This is a genomic window from Phenylobacterium sp. (assembly GCF_030680185.1).
GTDB lineage: Bacteria > Pseudomonadota > Alphaproteobacteria > Caulobacterales > Caulobacteraceae > Phenylobacterium.
The window spans coordinates 1-16,106 of the sequence record NZ_JAUXVZ010000061.1 but is presented as its reverse complement, the minus strand read 5'-3'; the positions used below and the strand labels follow the sequence as shown (position 1 = coordinate 16,106).

Below are 16,106 nucleotides of genomic sequence, written 5' to 3'. Positions count from 1 at the left end.
GGTGATGAGCGAGCTCTACCGGCCGCTGTTCCTGAACGAGACGCCCATCGTCTTCACCGGCCGGCGGACCAGCGAGCTGATCAAGTATGCGGCCAACGCCTTCCTGGCCATGAAGATCACCTTCATCAACGAGATGGCCGACCTCTGCGAAGCCGTCGGCGCCGACGTGCAGCAGGTGGCCAAGGGCATCGGCCTGGACGGGCGGATCGGGTCGAAGTTCCTGAACGCCGGTCCCGGCTATGGGGGCTCATGCTTCCCCAAGGACACGCTGGCGCTGGTGCGCACCGCCACCGACTTCGGCGCGCCGGTGCAGCTGATCGAGACCACGGTGCGGGTCAACGATCAGCGCAAGAAGGCCATGGCCCAGAAGGTCATTGCCGCCATGGGCGGGGACCTGGCCGGCAAGAAGGTCGGCGTGCTCGGCCTGACCTTCAAGCCCAATACCGACGACATGCGCGATGCGCCGAGCCTGGACATTATCCCGGCCCTGCAGGCGGCCGGCGCGACGATCAGCGCCTTCGACCCCGAAGGCGAGCGCGAGGCGCGCCATCTGCTCAAGGATGTGGACTTCGTCGCAGATCCCTACGCCGCGGCCAAGAACGCCGACGCCGTCGTGATCATCACCGAATGGGATCAGTTCCGGGCGCTGGACCTCGACCGGCTCAAGGCCGACATGGCCGCTCCGGTGCTCGTCGACCTGCGCAACATCTATAACCCCGCCGAGGTCCGTCGGCAGGGCTTCAGCTATACCAGCGTCGGGCGTCTTTAGCTCGCCTGGGGCCTCAGACCACGCCAGCGAACAGCATCATCAGTTGCTGGACGATCCAGACGGCGCCAGCCCAGAAGGCGACGGAAATGGCGCCTACGAACGCCATGCAAGCGATTGAGGTCGGGGCGCTTCTTGTCGACCTTATACGGCGACGACCCGCGAGGGCGGGGGGGTGTGCCATGCGTATCTCCCTGTCTTGTCTTGACTCCACGTCGGTCGAGCGACGTGAACATTACGAGACTGACATAATGCGCAGGGCTTGAACAGGGTTTCTGAAATCCTGCCAAACCGGCCTCAGGCGGCGGCCTGACGCACCACCCCGGCCAACTCGTGGACGATGTCGAAGATGAGTTTCTCGTCGTCGCCTTCGGCCATGATCCGGATCAGCGGCTCGGTGCCCGAGGCCCGCACCAGCAGACGGCCCGAACCGTTCAGCCGCAGTTCGGCCTGGGCGATGGCGCCCTTCACATTTTCGCTCTCCAGCGGTCGCCCGCCGCCGAAGCGCACATTCTCCAGCAGTTGCGGCACCGGCTCGAACTGGCGGGCCAGCGCGCTCATCGGCTTGTCGGCCTCCTTCAGCACCGCCAGCACCTGCAGCGCCGCCAGCAGGCCATCCCCCGTGGTCGAGAAGTCCGACAGGATGACGTGGCCCGACTGTTCGCCCCCCAGGTTGAAGCCGCCCTCGCGCATCCGCATCATCACCGCCCGGTCGCCCACGGCGGTGCGTTCGAGCTTCAGCCCTTTCGCGCCGAGGAACCTTTCCAGGCCGAGATTGGACATGACGGTGGCCACCACGCCGCCGCCGGTCAGGCGACCGCGCTGCGCCCAGTGGGCGGCGATCAGGGCCATGATCTGGTCGCCATCGACCACCCGGCCGGTCTCGTCGCAGATCACCAGCCGGTCGGCGTCGCCGTCGAGCGCGATGCCGATGTCGGCCCGGTATTCCTTGACCATCTTGGCCATGGCCTCGGGATGGGTGGAGCCGCACTCGCTGTTGATGTTGAAGCCGTTGGGCTCCACGCCCAGGCGCATCACCTCGGCCCCCAGTTCGTACAGGGCCGTGGGCGCCACCTTGTAGGCCGCGCCATTGGCGCAATCGATGACGATGCGCAGGCCGCTCAGGCTCAGACGGCGGGGGAAGGTGGCCTTGGCGATCTCGACATAGCGGGCCTGGGCGTCGTCCACGCGGGCCACGCGGCCCAGGGCGTCGGGCGCCGCCAGGCGTTCCTGCAGGCCCTCGTCCATCAGGGCCTCGATCTCCAGCTCACGGGCGTCGGAGAGCTTGAAGCCGTCGGGGCCGAACAGCTTGATGCCATTGTCCGAATAGGTGTTGTGCGAGGCGCTGATCATCACCCCCAGATCGGCCCGCATGGAGCGGGTCATCATCGCCACGCCCGGCGTCGGGATCGGCCCCAGCAGACGGACGTCCATGCCCACGCTGGCGAAGCCCGCCACGAGGGCGGGCTCGATCATGTAGCCCGATAGCCGGGTGTCCTTGCCGATCACCACCAGGTGGCGCCGCTGGTCCTGCGACATGAAGACCTTGCCGGCGGCCATGCCGACGCGCAGGGCGACCTCGGCGGTCATGGGATGGCGGTTGGCCTCCCCCCGGATGCCGTCGGTTCCAAAATAGGCGCGCTTGGTCATGGTCGAACTCACGAAACGATCGGAAACCCAGATTTAATCGACGTCGCGTTTGCGAATGCTAAAGGCGGCGCGGGGCCAGACATTAGTCGCGTCGGCGGCGTCCGACAAAAAGTGAGGTTAACGCCATGTGCGGCATCATTGGCATCGTCGGCAAGACCCCCGTCCAGGACCGCCTGGTCGAGAGCCTGTTGCGCCTGGAGTATCGGGGCTACGATTCGGCCGGCGTCGCAGGCTTCACGGCGCCGGGCGTGGTCGAGCGTCGCCGGGCCAAGGGCAAGATCCGCGCCCTGCAGGACGTGCTGATGGAGGCCCCGCTGAAAGCCCAGGTGGGCATCGGCCACACCCGCTGGGCTACCCACGGCGCGCCGGCCGAGCACAACGCCCACCCCCACACGGCCGGGCGGGTGACCCTGGTCCACAACGGCATCATCGAGAATTTCGCCGAGCTTCGCCGCGAGCTCGAGGCCCAGGGCCGCGTCTTCGAGAGCGAGACCGACACCGAAACCATCGCCCATCTGCTGGATGCTCAGTTGCAGTCGGGCCTGCCCCCCCTGGAGGCGCTGAAGGCGACCCTCGACCGGCTGAGCGGCGCCTTCGCCCTGGCCGTGCTGATCGCCGGCGAGGACGACATGATCCTGGGCGCCCGCCGCGGCAGCCCGCTGGTTGTCGGCTATGGGGACGGCGAGATGTATCTGGGCTCCGACGCCCTGGCGGTCGGCCCCTTCACCAACCGCATCGCCTATCTGGAAGAGGGCGACTATGTGCGGATCGATCACGCCCAGGCCCAGATCTTCGACGCCGCGGGCCAGCCCGTGCTGCGGACCATCAAACAGGTGGCCCGGGCCGCAGCCCTGGTCGAGCGCGGCAACTATCGGCACTTCATGGAAAAGGAGATCCATGATCAGCCCGACGCCACCCAGCACACCCTGTCGGCCTATATCGATCCGGTGACCGGACGGGCCACCGCGCCGGGGGGCTTCGACTTCAAGACCGCCGAGCGGCTGCAGATCATCGCCTGCGGCACCTCCAACTATGCGGGCCAGATCGCCCGCTACGCCTTTGAACGCCTGGCACGCCTGCCCACCGACGTCGAGGTGGCCTCGGAGTTTCGCTATCGCGAGCCGCCGCTGGGCGCCGGCATCCTGGCGCTCGGGGTCTCCCAGTCCGGCGAGACCGCCGACACCCTGGCGGCCATGCGCTGGTGCAAGGCTCAGGGCCTGAAGGCCGCGGCCATGGTCAATGTGCCGGAGTCCAGCATGGCGCGGGAGGCCGATCTGCTATGGCCCACCCATGCCGGCCCCGAGATCGGGGTGGCCTCCACCAAGGCCTTCACCAGCCAGGTGGCGGCCCTGACGGCGCTGGCCATCGCAGCCGCCGCCGCCCGCGGCCAGATCGACGGCGCCGAAGAGGCGCGCCTGTCCAAGCACCTGCTGGAAGCGCCGCGCCTGATCGCCGAATCCATCGGCGTCGAAGAGGCGATCCGCGCCCTGGCGCCGGAACTGGCCAAGGCCCGGGACGTGCTCTATTTCGGCCGCGGCGCCATGTTCCCGCTGGCCCTGGAAGGCGCGCTCAAGCTCAAGGAAATCAGCTATATCCACGCCGAGGGCTATGCCGCCGGCGAGCTGAAGCATGGCCCCATCGCCCTGATCGACGAGGCGACCCCGGTCATCGTCATCGCGCCCAGCGACGAGCTGTTCGAAAAGACCATGTCCAATATGAGCGAGGTCGCCGCCCGCGGCGGCCCGATCGTGTTGATCACAGATGAAAAGGGCGCGGCCCACGCGCCCCCCGGCGCCCGGGTGATCATCGCCCCGGCCTGCGATCCGCTGATCGCGCCTCTGGTCATGTCGGCCCCGATCCAGTTGCTCGCCTATCATGTGGCCGTGCAGAAGGGCGCCGACGTGGACCAGCCGCGCAACCTGGCCAAGTCGGTCACGGTCGAATAGCCCGCCGATGTCCGGCTTCTGGCGCCGCTCTCAGAAATCCTGAGATTGACCCCCGGGGGCGCAGCGCTACTGATCGATGATCAGGCGGCGCAAGACCGCTTCACGAGAGGAAGAGTGATGCGCTCCAGCCCCCTTCGCCGCCGCGCCTTCGGCGCCGGCCGGGATCAGCGTCCTTGAACCTCCGCGTCTTTGTCCTGGCGCTGTCGACCTTCGCCTTCGGGTCGGGCGCCTTCATCTTCGCCGGCCTGCTGGAGCCGATGGCGCTCGAGCTGGGCGTCTCGGTGGGCGCGGTCGGGCAGCTTCAGACCGTCTATGTGCTGACCTCGGCCCTGGCCGGGCCGCCCCTGGCCTTCCTGGTCGGGCGGTTTGAGCGCAAGCGGGTCCTAGTCCTGGCCCTTTCGGTGGCCATCCTGCTCAATCTGGCCTGCCTGATGACGGCGGAGTTCGGCGCCCTGCTAGCCTTGCGCGCCATCCTGGGCGCAGTGGGGGCCATGGCCGGCCCGGCCGCCTCGGCCGCCGCCAGCGCCCTGGTTCCCCCGGAGCGCCGGGGTTCGGCCCTGGCCATCGTCATGGGCGGCATGACCGTCGCCTTCCTGATGGGGATCCCCATGGGCAGCGTGGTGGGGGCGGCCTTCGGCTGGCGCGCCACCTTCCTGCTGTCGGCCGGGCTGAGCGCCGTGGCGCTGAGCGCCATCGCCCTGTTCGTCCCCAAGGTGACGCCGCCAGGGCCCGGAGTCGGCCAGGGCCTGCGAGGCGCCGGCGTCCTGCCCCTGTTCATCTCCACCTTCCTGGCCTTCGCCGCCAACATGACCATCACCACCTACATCGCCCCCATCCTGCGGCTGCAGATCGAGGTGACCGGCGCCGGCGTCGCCGCCTTCCAGATGCTGGTCGGGGTGGGCAGCTTCCTGGGCCTGACCCTGGGCGGCCGCGCCGCCGACCGCGGCGCCGGCGGTCTCAGCGTCACCCTGGGCTTTCTCGGCCTCGCCATCGCCGCGGCCCTGCACAGCCTCGAACTGGCCCGCACCGGCGTTCCCGGCTTCGGCGCCTATGCGATCGTCGGTCTGGCCGTCCTGACCGGCTCCACCGCCCTGTTCTCCATCCTTCCGGTCATTCAGACCCGGCTGATCCAGCGGGCCCCGGCCTCGGCTCCGCTGGCCCTGGCCTTCAACGGATCATCCGCCTCCCTGGGCCAGGCCTTTGGCGGGGCATTGGGCGGGACGCTGCTGGTCCAGGGCGGCGCGCTTTGGGTCACCTTCGCCGGCGGCGCGGTGGCCCTGGGGGCGGTCATATTCTGGCGCCTGACCCACCGCGCCAGCGCGCCGGCTAACGCGGGTTGAGGGCGAAGCGGCCTAAGGTCGCATAGCGCGCATCACTCGCCCCAGGGGCGAGAAAGGTGTGCGCTCTCCGGCGAATTCCCCTAGATACGGCTCGATTCTTTGGAGCCGATTTTATGACTGATCGACCGCTGTTACTTTTGGTCGACGATGACGTAACATTGTTACGAGCCACTGCCGCAATACTGGAGCTTGAGGGGTTCGAGACTATTCTGTCTGACACCGCCGCCCGCGCGATCGAGTTCCTGCAGCATCTTCCCGTCGCCGCCGTGATCGTCGATATTTTCATGCCGGATCAAGACGGAATGGAAACCATTGGTCAGATTCGCGGCCGCTGGCCCGACCTGCCGATCATCGCCATGTCCGGCGGCTGGCGCACCATCAGCCCCGACACGATCCTGGAAACCGCCCAGGCCCTGGGCGCCCAGGCCGCCCTGACCAAACCCTTCGACCGTCAGGCGCTCGTGGCGACCGTCCGGGGGGTGTTGGCCCTCTGAAGAAGGCTCAGTCGAAGCCAGCTGGACGTGACCACCCGGCGCAGGAGGGGCTCGGTGAGCGCCGCCTCAGGCCTCCAGTTCGATGTCCCAGTAGAGGTAGTCGAGCCAGCTCTGGTGCAGGAAGTTGGGGGGGAAGCGGCGGCCGCGCTCCTGAAGCTCGTAGGCCTGGGGCCGGCGGGGGATCATCAGCGGGCGCATGCTGGCTTCTTCCGGGGTGCGTCCGCCCTTGGCCAGGTTGCAGGGGGCGCAGGCGGTGACGATGTTTTCCCAGCTGGTTCGGCCGCCCCGCGACCTGGGCACAACGTGATCGAAGGTCAGGTCCTCGCCGGAGCGGCAGTACTGGCAGGCGAAACCGTCGCGCAGGAAGAGGTTGAAGCGGGTGAAGGCCGGGGGCCGGTCCTGCGTCACATAGTGCTTCAGCGAGACGACGCTGGGCAGGCGCATGGAGAAGGATGGCGAACGGATGACGTGGTCATAGGTGGACACCACATCCACACGATCAAGGAACACCGCCTTGATCACCTCCTGCCAGGGCCAGACCGACAGGGGGTAGTAGCTCAGGGGCCGATAGTCGGCGTTCAGCACCAGGGCCGGCCAACCTGAAGGGGGATGGGCGATCACCTGCATCGCCGGCGCTCCCGGCGGTGGGGCCCATGGGGCCGGCTGTCAAAGGCACAGAGACTGAAGACGAAGCTCCTCTCTTGCATCCAGCATCAGGCGCGATCTCGCCTGATCGATCAATCATAGGCGCGATTCTATGACGGCTCCATGGCGTCTCGCCACGGCGTCCGCGCAAAAAAAGAGGGAGCCAAGCGGGCTCCCTCGAGGCGACAGACTGGGAGGAGAACGCCCTAGGCCAGGAAGCCCAGCAGGGCGGCGGCCAGGGTCAGGCTGAGGACCACGAACAGGGCCGGGGTGAGGCGGTCGAAGACGCGTTCGGCGGCCGAGAGGGAAGCGAGAGACATGACACACAAACCTTTGAGTTGGGCCCCGGGGGAGCGAGGCCATCTGTTATTTGAACAGCGCTAAGATAGGCGCCATCTGAACGTTGTCAAGATGATCTTTACGGCGATCAGATAGCGACCTAGACTGCGTGCGATGAAAGAAGCCGAAGCCGCCGATCCGCGCCCCTATCACCATGGCGATCTGCGCCGCGCCCTGGTGGAGGCCGCCGTGCGGCTGGTGGAGGCCGACGGCCCCGGCGCGATGTCCCTGCGGGCCGTGGCGCGGGAGGCGGGCGTCAGTCCAGCCGCCCCCTATCACCACTTCAAGGATAAGAGCGAACTGCTGGACGCCGTCGCCCACGAAGGCTGGGAAAAGCTGGACCTCGCCTTCCAGGCGGCCCGCGACGCCCAGACCTCGCCGCCGGACCGGGTGCGCGAGCTTGGCGTGGCCTATGTCCGCTTCGCCATGGCCCACCCGGCGCTCTACCGGGTCATGTACGATTGCTCGCGGGACAAGGCCGACATGCCGGCCCACGTGCATGAAAACGAGGAGAGCGCCTATCGCCGGGTCAGGAACGTGCTGATCTCGGCGGGCGCCGACCCGGCTGACGAGGTCGGACTGGAACTGGCCACCATCGCCTGCTGGTGCGCCGCCCATGGCCTGGCCGAAATGACCAGCTTCAAGCAGTTCGACGCCCTGAAGGCCGAGCTGGGCGGGGAGGACGCCTTCCTGCGCGGCGTGCTCAGCCACGTGGGGGTGTTCGCCAGGGGCCTGGAGCGCTAGACGCCTTGGGGTGAGCGCCCCTTTCATCACCCGCTTCGCCCCGTCCCCCACCGGTCTGCTGCACCGGGGCCACGCCTATTCGGCCCTGCTGACCCACGAGGCCGCCCGCATGAAGGGTGGGACCTTCCTGCTGCGGATCGAGGACATCGACGCCACCCGCTCGCGCCCCGAGTTCGAGGCGGCCATCTTCGAGGATCTGACCTGGCTCGGCCTGTCCTGGCCACAGCCCGTGCGCCGCCAGTCCGAGCACTTGGCCGACTATGAGGCGGCCCTGTCGCGCCTGATCGCGGCGGGCCTCGTCTATCGCTGCTTCCGCACCCGCAAGGAGGTGGCCCAAGCCATGGCCAGCGCCCCCCACGGCGCCATGGACACCTTCCGCAGCACACCGCTGCCCGCAGCCGAGGAAGCCGAGCGGCTGGCCCGGGGCGAGCCCTTCGCCTGGCGTCTCTCGCTGGACGCCGCCCGTGCGCGGCTGGGCGGGTTCGAACGCCTCACCTTTCAGGAAGAGGGCTCCGGCCCGGACGGCGAAGCAGGCCTGATCCAGGCGCGGCCCGAACTGGGCGGCGACGTGGTCCTGGCGCGCAAGGATGTGGGGGTGGCCTACCATCTGGCCGTGGTCTGCGATGACGCCCTGCAGGGGGTGACCCATGTCATCCGTGGCTGCGACCTCTTCGAAGCCGCCCACGTCCAGCGCCTGTTGCAGGCCCTGCTGGACCTGCCCACCCCGGTCTACCGCCATCACCGCCTGCTGGTCGGCCCCGACGGCAAGCGCTACGCCAAGCGCGACCAGGCCGAGACCCTGCGCGCCCTGCGCGAGGCCGGCATGACGCCCGAGCGACTACGCCAGGAGATGGGCCTTTGAGCGACGCGCCAACCGCCTCGGGCGGCCGGGCCCTGGCGGTGCTGATCTTCGGCGCCGTGGTGATCGGCTTCGTGCCCATTCTCGTGCGGCTGTCGGACACGGGCTCGGCGGCGGCCGGCTTCTGGCGGCTGGCCTTCGCCCTGCCCCTTCTGGCGCTGTTGGCTCAGCGCGGCGGCGCTGGCCAGGGCGGCCTGGGTCGCCTCCCCTCCCGGCTGGCCATGATCGCCGGGCTGATGTTCGCCCTCGACCTGGGCTTCTGGCACTACGGCATCGCCCTCACCTCGGTGGCCAACGCCACCGTCCTGACCAATCTGACCCCGGTGGTGGTCACCGCCGTCGCCTGGATCTTCCTGGCCCAAAAGCCCCGCATGCTCTTCCTGGTCGCCGTGGGCCTGGCGATCGGCGGGGCGGGCCTGATGGCGGCGACCAAGGGCGGCGCGCCAGGGGTCTCGCCGGGCTGGGGCAATGCGGCCGCCGCCCTGACCGCGCTTTGGTACGCCTTCTACTTCCTGGCCGTCAGCGCCGCGCGCCGCACCGAGGCGGCCACCCGCATCATGTTCTGGTCGAGCCTGACGGGCGCGCCCCTGCTGCTGATCGCCGCCTTGGCGCTGGGCGAGCCGATCCTGCCGGCCAGCGCCGGGGGCTGGGCGGCGTGCGCAGGGCTCGGCGTTCTGCACGTGGCAGGCCAAGGCGCCATCGCCTGGGCGCTGGGACGGCTGCCGCCGGCGACGGCCTCGGTCGTGGTCCTCATCCAGCCGCTGGTGGCGGCCATCGCCGGCTGGATCCTGTTTTCCGAAGCCCTGGGACCAGTCCAGGCCCTGGGCGGCGCAATCACCCTGGCGGGCGTCGCGCTCGCGCAATGGAGCGCCCGGCCGCCCCGCGCGCCGGCCGCCAATGCGCCCAAGCCGCTCTAGGCCTCGCTCAAGCCATAGGCTTGGCGCGCCGTCTCGATCTTCGCCAGCTTGGCCTCGAAAGCACTCCAGTCGTCGGCCTGGTCAATACGCGCCCAGATGGCCTCGATCTCCTCATAGATCAGCTCCTGGGGCTCCAGCGCTGAGAAATAGTCGTGCTGCAGGGCGGCGGCGTCGATGGGCTGGTACGGGGCGAGTTGCGCACGAAACTCGGCGAAGGGCGGCTGTCGATAGAGCTCACCTCGCACGCCGGCCAAGGCGCGGGCCTCGTCCCCGCCGAACCAGTCGAAGAAGAACGGCTCCCACCGCAAGGCCTCGCCCCCGCCCGCCAGGGCCTGGAAAGCGGCCTGGGCCAGGGCGGCGTCCACCTCGGCCCCGCGGCTGCGCACCCCCAGCCGTCGCCGCATGGCGCCGGCCAGCTCGACCCGATAGGCGCCGGCGAACAGGTTGAGCGCCGTCACCAGGGATTCCTCCGCCCCCACCAGACTGAAACAGCCGGCCAGCTGGCGCAGGTTCCAGAACACCGCCTCGGCCTGTCGCCCGAAGCTGTAGAGCCCGCTCTGGTCGAAATAGGCGGCCACGAAATTGGGATCGTTGCGCGGCAGAAACCGGTAGGGACCGTAGTCGAAGCTCTCGCCGGTGATGTTCATATTGTCGGTGTTGAGCACCCCATGGACGAAGCCCGCCGCCATCCAGGTCGCGGTCAGGCGCGCCATGCGCCCGGTCACCGCCTCCAGCAGGGCTGCGGGGCGATCCTGCGCGCCCTCCAGTTCCGGATAGTAGAGGGCGATCACGTGGTCGATCAGCGCTGAAATCCGCTCCGGGCTCTCTTCGAAGGCGTGGCGCTGGAAGGTCCCGAACCGGATATGGCTGTGCGAAAGCCGGGTCAGCACCGCGCCGCGGGTCGGGCTGGGCTCATCGTTGCGCTCGAGGGCCTCGCCGGTCTCGATCAGCGAGAAGGAGCGTGACGTCGGCACGCCCTGCGCTTCCAGCATGGCGGTGGCCAGCACCTCGCGCACGCCGCCCTTCAGGGTCAGCCGGCCATCCCCGAACCGCGACCAGGGGGTCTGGCCCGAGCCCTTGGTCCCGAGATCCAGGAGGCGGCCGCTCCCAGCGTCGCGCATCTGGGCGAACAGGAAGCCGCGACCGTCCCCCAGCTCGGGATTGTAGGTGCGGAACTGGTGGCCGTGGTAGCGCATGGCCAGGGGCTGTTTGAGATTGTCCGGCAGGGGCGTGAACCGGCCGAAATGGGCGATCCATTCCTCGTCCGTCAGCCCCGCCAGCCCCACCTGCATCGCCGCCCGGTCGTTGCGATAGCGCAGCAAGGTCTGGGGGAAGTCGGCGGCCGTGACGGGATCGGCGAAGTCCGGCCCCAGGGCGTCGAACTGCAGATCGGGCTGGTAGGCGGACGAGATCGGCATGGTCGGCTCCCATCGGCGGGGCTGAAGTTCAGAGCAGGTCGGACGCCCAGTCCTGGCCCCCCCGGGGCGCAGCGATGACCCGGGCGCCGGAGGAGAAGCGTCTCACATCGGCGAGGGTTTCGGCGAAATCCGGCGCGGCCGGGTCCGCGTCCTGGCTGATCACCACGGCGGCGAGCTTCAGCCCGCGGGCCCGCAGCACCTCGGCGGCGGTCAGCGTGTGGCTGATCGCCCCCAGATAGGACCCCCCGACCAGCACGACGGGCAGGCCGAGCGCCGCCATCAGGTCGAGATTGGTGGCGTCGTCGCTGATCGGCGACATGACCCCGCCGGCGCCCTCAATCAACATCAGGTCCGCATGGACCTGGGCGCGGGCCTGGTCGCAGAGGGTGATCAGGGTCTCCAGGCGCAGGCTCTGGCCCTCGCGGCGGGCGGCCATGGGCGGCGACAGGGCGGCGGCAAAGCGCAGGGGCGACATGGCCTGGAGGTTGGCCGGCGTCAGAGGACGACCCAGGGCCGCCAGCAGGCGGCCAGGGTCGCTCTCGCCCCAGTCGGCAGGATCGATCCCGCTGACCACCGGCTTGAAGGCCTCCACCGACATGCCCCGCCCCAGGGCCGCGGCGATCAGGGCGCAGGCCACATAGGTCTTGCCCACATCGGTGTGGGCGCCGGCGATGAACAGGCTGCGCATCAGGCGGTCTCCATCAGGGCGCCCACGGCCTGGGCGAGCCGGTCGATGTCGGCGTCGTCGTGGGCGGCGGTGAAGGCCAGCCGCAGCCTCGCGGTCCCGGCCGGCACGGTGGGCGGGCGGATGGCGACGGCCAGGAAGCCCTGCGCCTCCAAAGCCTGCATGGCGCCGAGCGTGCGGCTCGCATCCCCCAGCACTACCGGCACGATCGGACTCTGAGCGTCCGGCAGGCCGAGAGCCGTGGTGAACCTCCGCGCCTTGGCCAGCGGTCGGGCGGTGAGGCCTGCGTCGCCGGCGATGATGTCCAGGGCCGCGAGCGCCGCCCCGGCGCTGGCCGGGGGCAGGCCCGTGGAATAGACGAAGGTCCGCGCGCGGGTCCGCAGCAGATCCACGACGGGCGCGCTGGCGCCGACGTAGGCGCCATAGCCCCCGACCGCCTTGGAGAAGGTCCCCATGGCGAGGTCGATCTTCGCCTGCGGGAACAGGGCGGCGGTTCCATGTCCCTCGCCCACCACCCCCAGCCCATGGGCGTCGTCCACCAGCAGCCAGGCGTCGTGATGGCCCGCCAGATCGCTGATCGCGTCCAGCGGCGCGATGTCGCCGTCCATGGAAAAGACCCCGTCGGTGGCGATCAGGGCATGGCGCAGGCCGGCCCGCTCGGCCTCGAGCTTTGCAGCGAGATCGGCCGTGTCGTTGTGGGCGAAGGGAATGATCCTCGCCCCCGACAGCTGCGCGCCGGCCCAGATGCAGGCGTGGGCCAGTTCGTCCACGAACACCCCATCGCCAGGACCGACCACCGTCGGGATCAGTCCGGCATTGGCCAGATAGCCCGAGCCGAAGACGCAGGCCGCCTCCGTCCCCTTGAAGGCCGCCAGCCGCGCCTCGAGTTGACCCAGCAGGGGATGGTCGCCGGTCACCAGCCGCGAGGCCCCGGCCCCCGCCCCATAGGCGCGCACGGCCGCGGCGGCGGCCTCGATCACGTCGGGGTGGTGCGACAGGTTCAGATAGTCGTTGCAGGAGAAGGACAGCAGCCGGCGCCCGTCCCGCTCCACCCACAGGCCGTCCAGGCGATGGGTCATGGTCAGCCGCCGGCGCAGGTGGGCGGCGTCCAGGTCGGCCAGCTTGGCGGCGGCGAAAGCGGAAAGGGTGTCGGTCACGCCGCGCGGTATGCACGAGGCTGCGCCCGCGTTAAAGCCGCCTTGCTTGGCGAAGGAGGCCCCCATGACCGACTGGCTCGAACGCGGCGCCCCCCATGTGTGGCGGCCCTACTGCCAGATGAAGACTGCGCCTGCCCCTCTGGCCGTGGCCCGGACGGATGGCGCGCGCATCATCCTGGAGGACGGCCGGGAGCTGGTGGACGGCATCGCCAGCTGGTGGACCGCCTGCCACGGCTACAATCATCCCCACATCGCAAAGGCGGTTTCCGACCAGTTGGCCCGGGCGCCGCACGTGATGTTCGGGGGGCTGGCCCATGCGCCGGCCTATGACCTGGCCAGGCGTCTGGCGGCGCTGCTGCCCGGCGATCTCGACCACGTCTTCTTCGCCGAGAGCGGCTCGGTCTCAGTGGAGATCGCCATGAAGATGGCGATCCAGTTCTGGATCAATCGCGGCGTTTCCGGCCGCTCGAAGTTCGTCAGCTTCCTCGGCGGCTATCATGGGGACACCCTGGCCACCATGACCATCTGCGACCCGGAAGAGGGGATGCACAGCCTGTTTGCCGGCGTGATGCCGAGCCAGCATGTGGTCGCCCTGCCCCGCGACGCCGACAGCGAAGCGGCGCTGGACGCCCTGCTGGCGGAGAAGGGCCATGAGATCGCCGCCCTGATCGTCGAGCCCCGCATCCAGGGCGCCGGCGGCATGCTGATCCATGACGACGAGGTGCTGCGCCGCCTGCGGGCCATCGCCGACCGGCACGACGTGCTGCTGATCTTCGATGAGATCTTCACCGGCTTTGGCCGCACCGGCGATCTGTTCGCCTGCCAGGGCGCGGGCGTGACGCCGGACATCATCACCCTGTCGAAGGCGCTGACCGGCGGAACCCTGCCCCTGTCGGCCGCCGTGGCCAGCCGCCGGATCTTCGAGGCCTTCTGGTCCGATGACGCCGGCGCGGCCCTGATGCACGGCCCGACCTATATGGCCAATCCCCTGGCCTGCGCGGCGGCCGGCGCTTCGCTCGATCTCTTCGAAGCGGGCGGCTGGAAGGCCGATGTGGCGCGGATCGAAGCCGCCCTGCGGGCTGGCCTGGAGCCCTGTCGCCAGGCCAAGGGCGTGGTCGACGTCCGCACCCTGGGCGCCATCGGGGTGGTGGAGTTCGACGCCGCGGTGGACGCGGGCGGTCTCTGCCAACAGTTCGCCGAGTTGGGCTGCTGGATCCGGCCCATGGGCAAGGTGGTCTATCTGACCCCGCCCTTCGTCACCACCGACGAGGAATTGGCGCGGCTGACCGGCGCGATCGTCACCGTACTGGGCGCCTCCGCCGCCGGGGGATAGGCTGACGGCCATGGACACCCAGGCCATTCTCGACAGCCTCGACCTCGTCGCCGAACGCAGCGAGGATCCTGCGCCGCAGGTCTACCGGCGCCTGTTCGCCCGTTATCCCGAGACCGAGGCCCTGTTCATCGGCGACAAACGCGGCGCGGCCCGGGGCCAGATGCTGCGCCAGGCTGTCGAGACCCTGCTGGACTATCTGGGGCCCAACGCCTTCGCCGCCAACTTCCTGCGGGCCGAACTGCGCAACCACGACGACATCGGCGTACCGGCCGAGATCTTCCCCGCCTTCTACAAGGCCATGGCCGAGGCCTTCGCCGAGATCACGGGCGAGGCCTGGACGCCGGCCATGCAGGCCGCCTGGGACGAGATTACGGGCGAGATCGAGGTGATCGTCGCCGCACCCGCCCAGGCAATCTGAAGCTCAGGGCCTCAGGCCAGCGCCGCCTTCAGCGAGGCCGCCGTGGCCTTGGCCGCCTCGCCCACGGCGGGCGACACATCGGCCATGATGTAGAAGTCGTGGATCAGGCTGGGATATTCGATGTGCTCCACCTGGACGCCGGCCGCCCGCAGGCGCTCGGCGTGGTCGCGGCCCTCGTCCTTCAGCGGATCGAAGCCTGCGGTCACCACCAGGGCCGGCGGCAGGCCCGCGCAGTCGACCTTGTCCAGCATGGCGCGGTGGGACTGCGGATGGCCGATGGCCGCCAGGCATTTGTCGAACCAGGCGATGGCCTGCTTGGTCAGCAGGGGACCATCCAGGGCCTGGCGGGACGCGGTCTCCTTCTCCGGCCAGATGCCCGGATAGAGCAGCAGCTGGAAGGCCAGCCGGCGTTTGGGGTCATCCTTCAGATCGGCGGCCACTGAGGCCGCCAGATTGCCCCCGGCTGAGTCGCCGCCCACGGCGATGCGGGCCGGATCGAAGCCGATCTCCGCGGCATGGTCGAAGGCCCAGCGGGTGGCGGCCAGGGCGTCGTCATGGCTGGCCGGGAAGGGATTTTCCGGAGCCAGGCGATAGTCCACCGACAGCACCCGCACGCCGGCCAGGGCCGCCATCCGACGGCAATGGCCGTCATGGCTCTCCAGGTCGCCGATCACGAAGCCGCCGCCGTGGAAATAGACCAGTCCGCCGGTGGTCGCGGGCGCGCCGACCGGGATGTAAAGCCTAGCCGGGATTTCGCCGGCCGCGCCGTCCACCTTCAGGTCGCGGGCCACGACATCCTTGGGCGCATTCTGGTCGGCGGCCTGGCGCTGCATGCGATAGCCGGCGCGGACCATGTCCGGCGGCAGGGCGTCCAGGGGCGGCGCGGCCTGGCCTTCGGCGGCCTTGGCCTGGGCGTCCAGCATGGCCTGGAAATGGGGGTCCATCATCGGCGTCATCCTCCTGGGGGATCGTCTTGAGCAGTCGTCGCGCTCTTGCCGGCGCGATCACGAAAACGGCCCCCGACATCGCCGGGGGCCGCTGGTCTTTCGAGCCGAAGCCTACTCGGCGGCTTCCTTGGGCGCGTAGCCCATGACCGCCTTGACCTCGAGGAATTCGTGGAAGGCGAAGTCGCCCCACTCACGCCCGTTGCCGCTCATCTTGAAGCCGCCGAAGGGGGCGGTCATGTCCGAGGCGCCATTGATCGACACCTGGCCGGCGCGGAGCTTGGACGCCACCTCGCGGGCCTTGGCCAGATCGGCGCCGTTCACATAGGCCGCCAGGCCGTATTCGGTGTCGTTGCCGATGGCGATGGCCTGGTCGAGGCTCTCATAGCCGAGGATCGACAGGACGGGACCGAAGATCTCTTCCTTCGAGATGGTCATCTCCGGCTTCACA

The 16,106-nt window shown here is 69.4% G+C and carries 16 protein-coding genes; 9 read left to right on the top strand and 7 right to left on the bottom strand.

Features of this window, described 5'->3' with window-relative positions:
* On the top strand, positions 1-769 hold a 769-nt coding region (locus tag Q8L83_RS16880), incomplete at its 5' end, for a UDP-glucose/GDP-mannose dehydrogenase family protein (protein ID WP_305289041.1).
* A gap of 294 nt (positions 770-1,063) precedes the next feature.
* On the opposite strand, the gene glmM is transcribed toward Q8L83_RS16880, so the two are convergent.
* Positions 1,064-2,416, bottom strand: coding sequence for a phosphoglucosamine mutase (glmM, locus tag Q8L83_RS16875; protein WP_305289038.1), 1,353 nt, complete (start codon positions 2,414-2,416; stop codon positions 1,064-1,066).
* A gap of 125 nt (positions 2,417-2,541) precedes the next feature.
* On the opposite strand from glmM, the gene glmS reads away from it, so the two are divergent.
* The 3 genes from glmS to Q8L83_RS16860 all read left to right on the top strand — a co-directional run bounded on the left by glmS (position 2,542) and on the right by Q8L83_RS16860 (position 6,196).
* Positions 2,542-4,362 (top strand): glutamine--fructose-6-phosphate transaminase (isomerizing), encoded by a 1,821-nt coding sequence (gene glmS, locus Q8L83_RS16870; protein ID WP_305289036.1) that lies wholly within the window; start codon positions 2,542-2,544, stop codon positions 4,360-4,362.
* A gap of 173 nt (positions 4,363-4,535) precedes the next feature.
* Positions 4,536-5,702 carry an MFS transporter gene (locus tag Q8L83_RS16865; RefSeq protein WP_305289034.1) on the top strand — a complete coding sequence of 389 codons (1,167 nt, stop codon included), beginning with the start codon at positions 4,536-4,538 and terminating at the stop codon, positions 5,700-5,702.
* Between the two features lie 137 nt (positions 5,703-5,839).
* A complete protein-coding gene (locus tag Q8L83_RS16860; RefSeq protein ID WP_305289030.1) occupies positions 5,840-6,196 on the top strand; it encodes a response regulator in 357 nt (118 codons plus the stop codon).
* Between the two features lie 66 nt (positions 6,197-6,262).
* Here Q8L83_RS16860 and Q8L83_RS16855 read toward each other — a convergent pair whose 3' ends face one another.
* The gene (locus Q8L83_RS16855; RefSeq protein WP_305289028.1) at positions 6,263-6,823 is read right to left on the bottom strand and encodes an HNH endonuclease; all 561 of its coding nucleotides are present in this window, start codon (positions 6,821-6,823) and stop codon (positions 6,263-6,265) included.
* Between the two features lie 471 nt (positions 6,824-7,294).
* On the opposite strand from Q8L83_RS16855, the gene Q8L83_RS16850 reads away from it, so the two are divergent.
* The 3 genes from Q8L83_RS16850 to Q8L83_RS16840 are packed head-to-tail and all read left to right on the top strand — an operon-like array spanning position 7,295 to position 9,700.
* Positions 7,295-7,924 (top strand): TetR/AcrR family transcriptional regulator, encoded by a 630-nt coding sequence (locus Q8L83_RS16850; protein ID WP_305289026.1) that lies wholly within the window; start codon positions 7,295-7,297, stop codon positions 7,922-7,924.
* Between the two features lie 10 nt (positions 7,925-7,934).
* Positions 7,935-8,786: a tRNA glutamyl-Q(34) synthetase GluQRS gene (gene gluQRS, locus Q8L83_RS16845; RefSeq protein WP_305289024.1), complete on the top strand. Its 852-nt coding sequence runs from the start codon at positions 7,935-7,937 to the stop codon at positions 8,784-8,786.
* Complete coding sequence (locus Q8L83_RS16840; protein WP_305289023.1) at positions 8,783-9,700, top strand: DMT family transporter; 918 nt, start codon at positions 8,783-8,785, stop codon at positions 9,698-9,700. The genes gluQRS and Q8L83_RS16840 overlap by 4 nt, the downstream gene beginning before the upstream one ends.
* On the opposite strand, the gene Q8L83_RS16835 is transcribed toward Q8L83_RS16840, so the two are convergent.
* The 3 genes from Q8L83_RS16835 to bioF are packed head-to-tail and all read right to left on the bottom strand — an operon-like array spanning position 9,697 to position 12,960.
* A complete protein-coding gene (locus Q8L83_RS16835; protein ID WP_305289021.1) occupies positions 9,697-11,118 on the bottom strand; it encodes a protein adenylyltransferase SelO in 1,422 nt (473 codons plus the stop codon). The two genes, Q8L83_RS16840 and Q8L83_RS16835, sit on opposite strands and share 4 nt — an antisense overlap.
* A gap of 28 nt (positions 11,119-11,146) precedes the next feature.
* Positions 11,147-11,806, bottom strand: a complete 660-nt coding sequence (bioD, locus tag Q8L83_RS16830; RefSeq protein ID WP_305289019.1) for a dethiobiotin synthase — start codon at positions 11,804-11,806, stop codon at positions 11,147-11,149.
* Positions 11,806-12,960 carry an 8-amino-7-oxononanoate synthase gene (bioF, locus tag Q8L83_RS16825; protein ID WP_305289018.1) on the bottom strand — a complete coding sequence of 385 codons (1,155 nt, stop codon included), beginning with the start codon at positions 12,958-12,960 and terminating at the stop codon, positions 11,806-11,808. Before bioF ends, bioD begins: the two co-directional genes overlap by 1 nt.
* A gap of 64 nt (positions 12,961-13,024) precedes the next feature.
* On the opposite strand from bioF, the gene Q8L83_RS16820 reads away from it, so the two are divergent.
* Together Q8L83_RS16820 and Q8L83_RS16815 are read left to right on the top strand one after the other, a co-directional pair.
* Entirely contained in the window at positions 13,025-14,293 is a 1,269-nt protein-coding gene (locus tag Q8L83_RS16820) for an adenosylmethionine--8-amino-7-oxononanoate transaminase (RefSeq protein ID WP_305289016.1), read from the top strand.
* A 10-nt stretch (positions 14,294-14,303) separates the two neighbouring features.
* Complete coding sequence (locus Q8L83_RS16815; protein ID WP_305289014.1) at positions 14,304-14,711, top strand: globin; 408 nt, start codon at positions 14,304-14,306, stop codon at positions 14,709-14,711.
* An 11-nt stretch (positions 14,712-14,722) separates the two neighbouring features.
* Here Q8L83_RS16815 and Q8L83_RS16810 read toward each other — a convergent pair whose 3' ends face one another.
* On the bottom strand, positions 14,723-15,658 hold the full coding sequence (locus tag Q8L83_RS16810) for an alpha/beta hydrolase (RefSeq protein ID WP_305289012.1): 936 nt from the start codon (positions 15,656-15,658) through the stop codon (positions 14,723-14,725).
* Between the two features lie 111 nt (positions 15,659-15,769).
* On the bottom strand, positions 15,770-16,106 hold a 337-nt coding region (locus tag Q8L83_RS16805), incomplete at its 5' end, for an aldehyde dehydrogenase family protein (protein WP_305289010.1).

Excerpts from the sequence above, each read along its gene's own strand:
- glmM (WP_305289038.1), bottom strand. The coding sequence starts at position 2,416 with ATGACCAAGCGCGCCTATTTTGGAACCGACGGCATCCGGGGGGAGGCC.
- glmS (WP_305289036.1), top strand. The coding sequence starts at position 2,542 with ATGTGCGGCATCATTGGCATCGTCGGCAAGACCCCCGTCCAGGACCGC.
- Q8L83_RS16855 (WP_305289028.1), bottom strand. The coding sequence starts at position 6,823 with ATGCAGGTGATCGCCCATCCCCCTTCAGGTTGGCCGGCCCTGGTGCTG.
- Q8L83_RS16850 (WP_305289026.1), top strand. The coding sequence starts at position 7,295 with ATGAAAGAAGCCGAAGCCGCCGATCCGCGCCCCTATCACCATGGCGAT.
- Q8L83_RS16835 (WP_305289021.1), bottom strand. The coding sequence starts at position 11,118 with ATGCCGATCTCGTCCGCCTACCAGCCCGATCTGCAGTTCGACGCCCTG.
- bioD (WP_305289019.1), bottom strand. The coding sequence starts at position 11,806 with ATGCGCAGCCTGTTCATCGCCGGCGCCCACACCGATGTGGGCAAGACC.
- Q8L83_RS16820 (WP_305289016.1), top strand. The coding sequence starts at position 13,025 with ATGACCGACTGGCTCGAACGCGGCGCCCCCCATGTGTGGCGGCCCTAC.
- Q8L83_RS16815 (WP_305289014.1), top strand. The coding sequence starts at position 14,304 with ATGGACACCCAGGCCATTCTCGACAGCCTCGACCTCGTCGCCGAACGC.
- Q8L83_RS16810 (WP_305289012.1), bottom strand. The coding sequence starts at position 15,658 with ATGATGGACCCCCATTTCCAGGCCATGCTGGACGCCCAGGCCAAGGCC.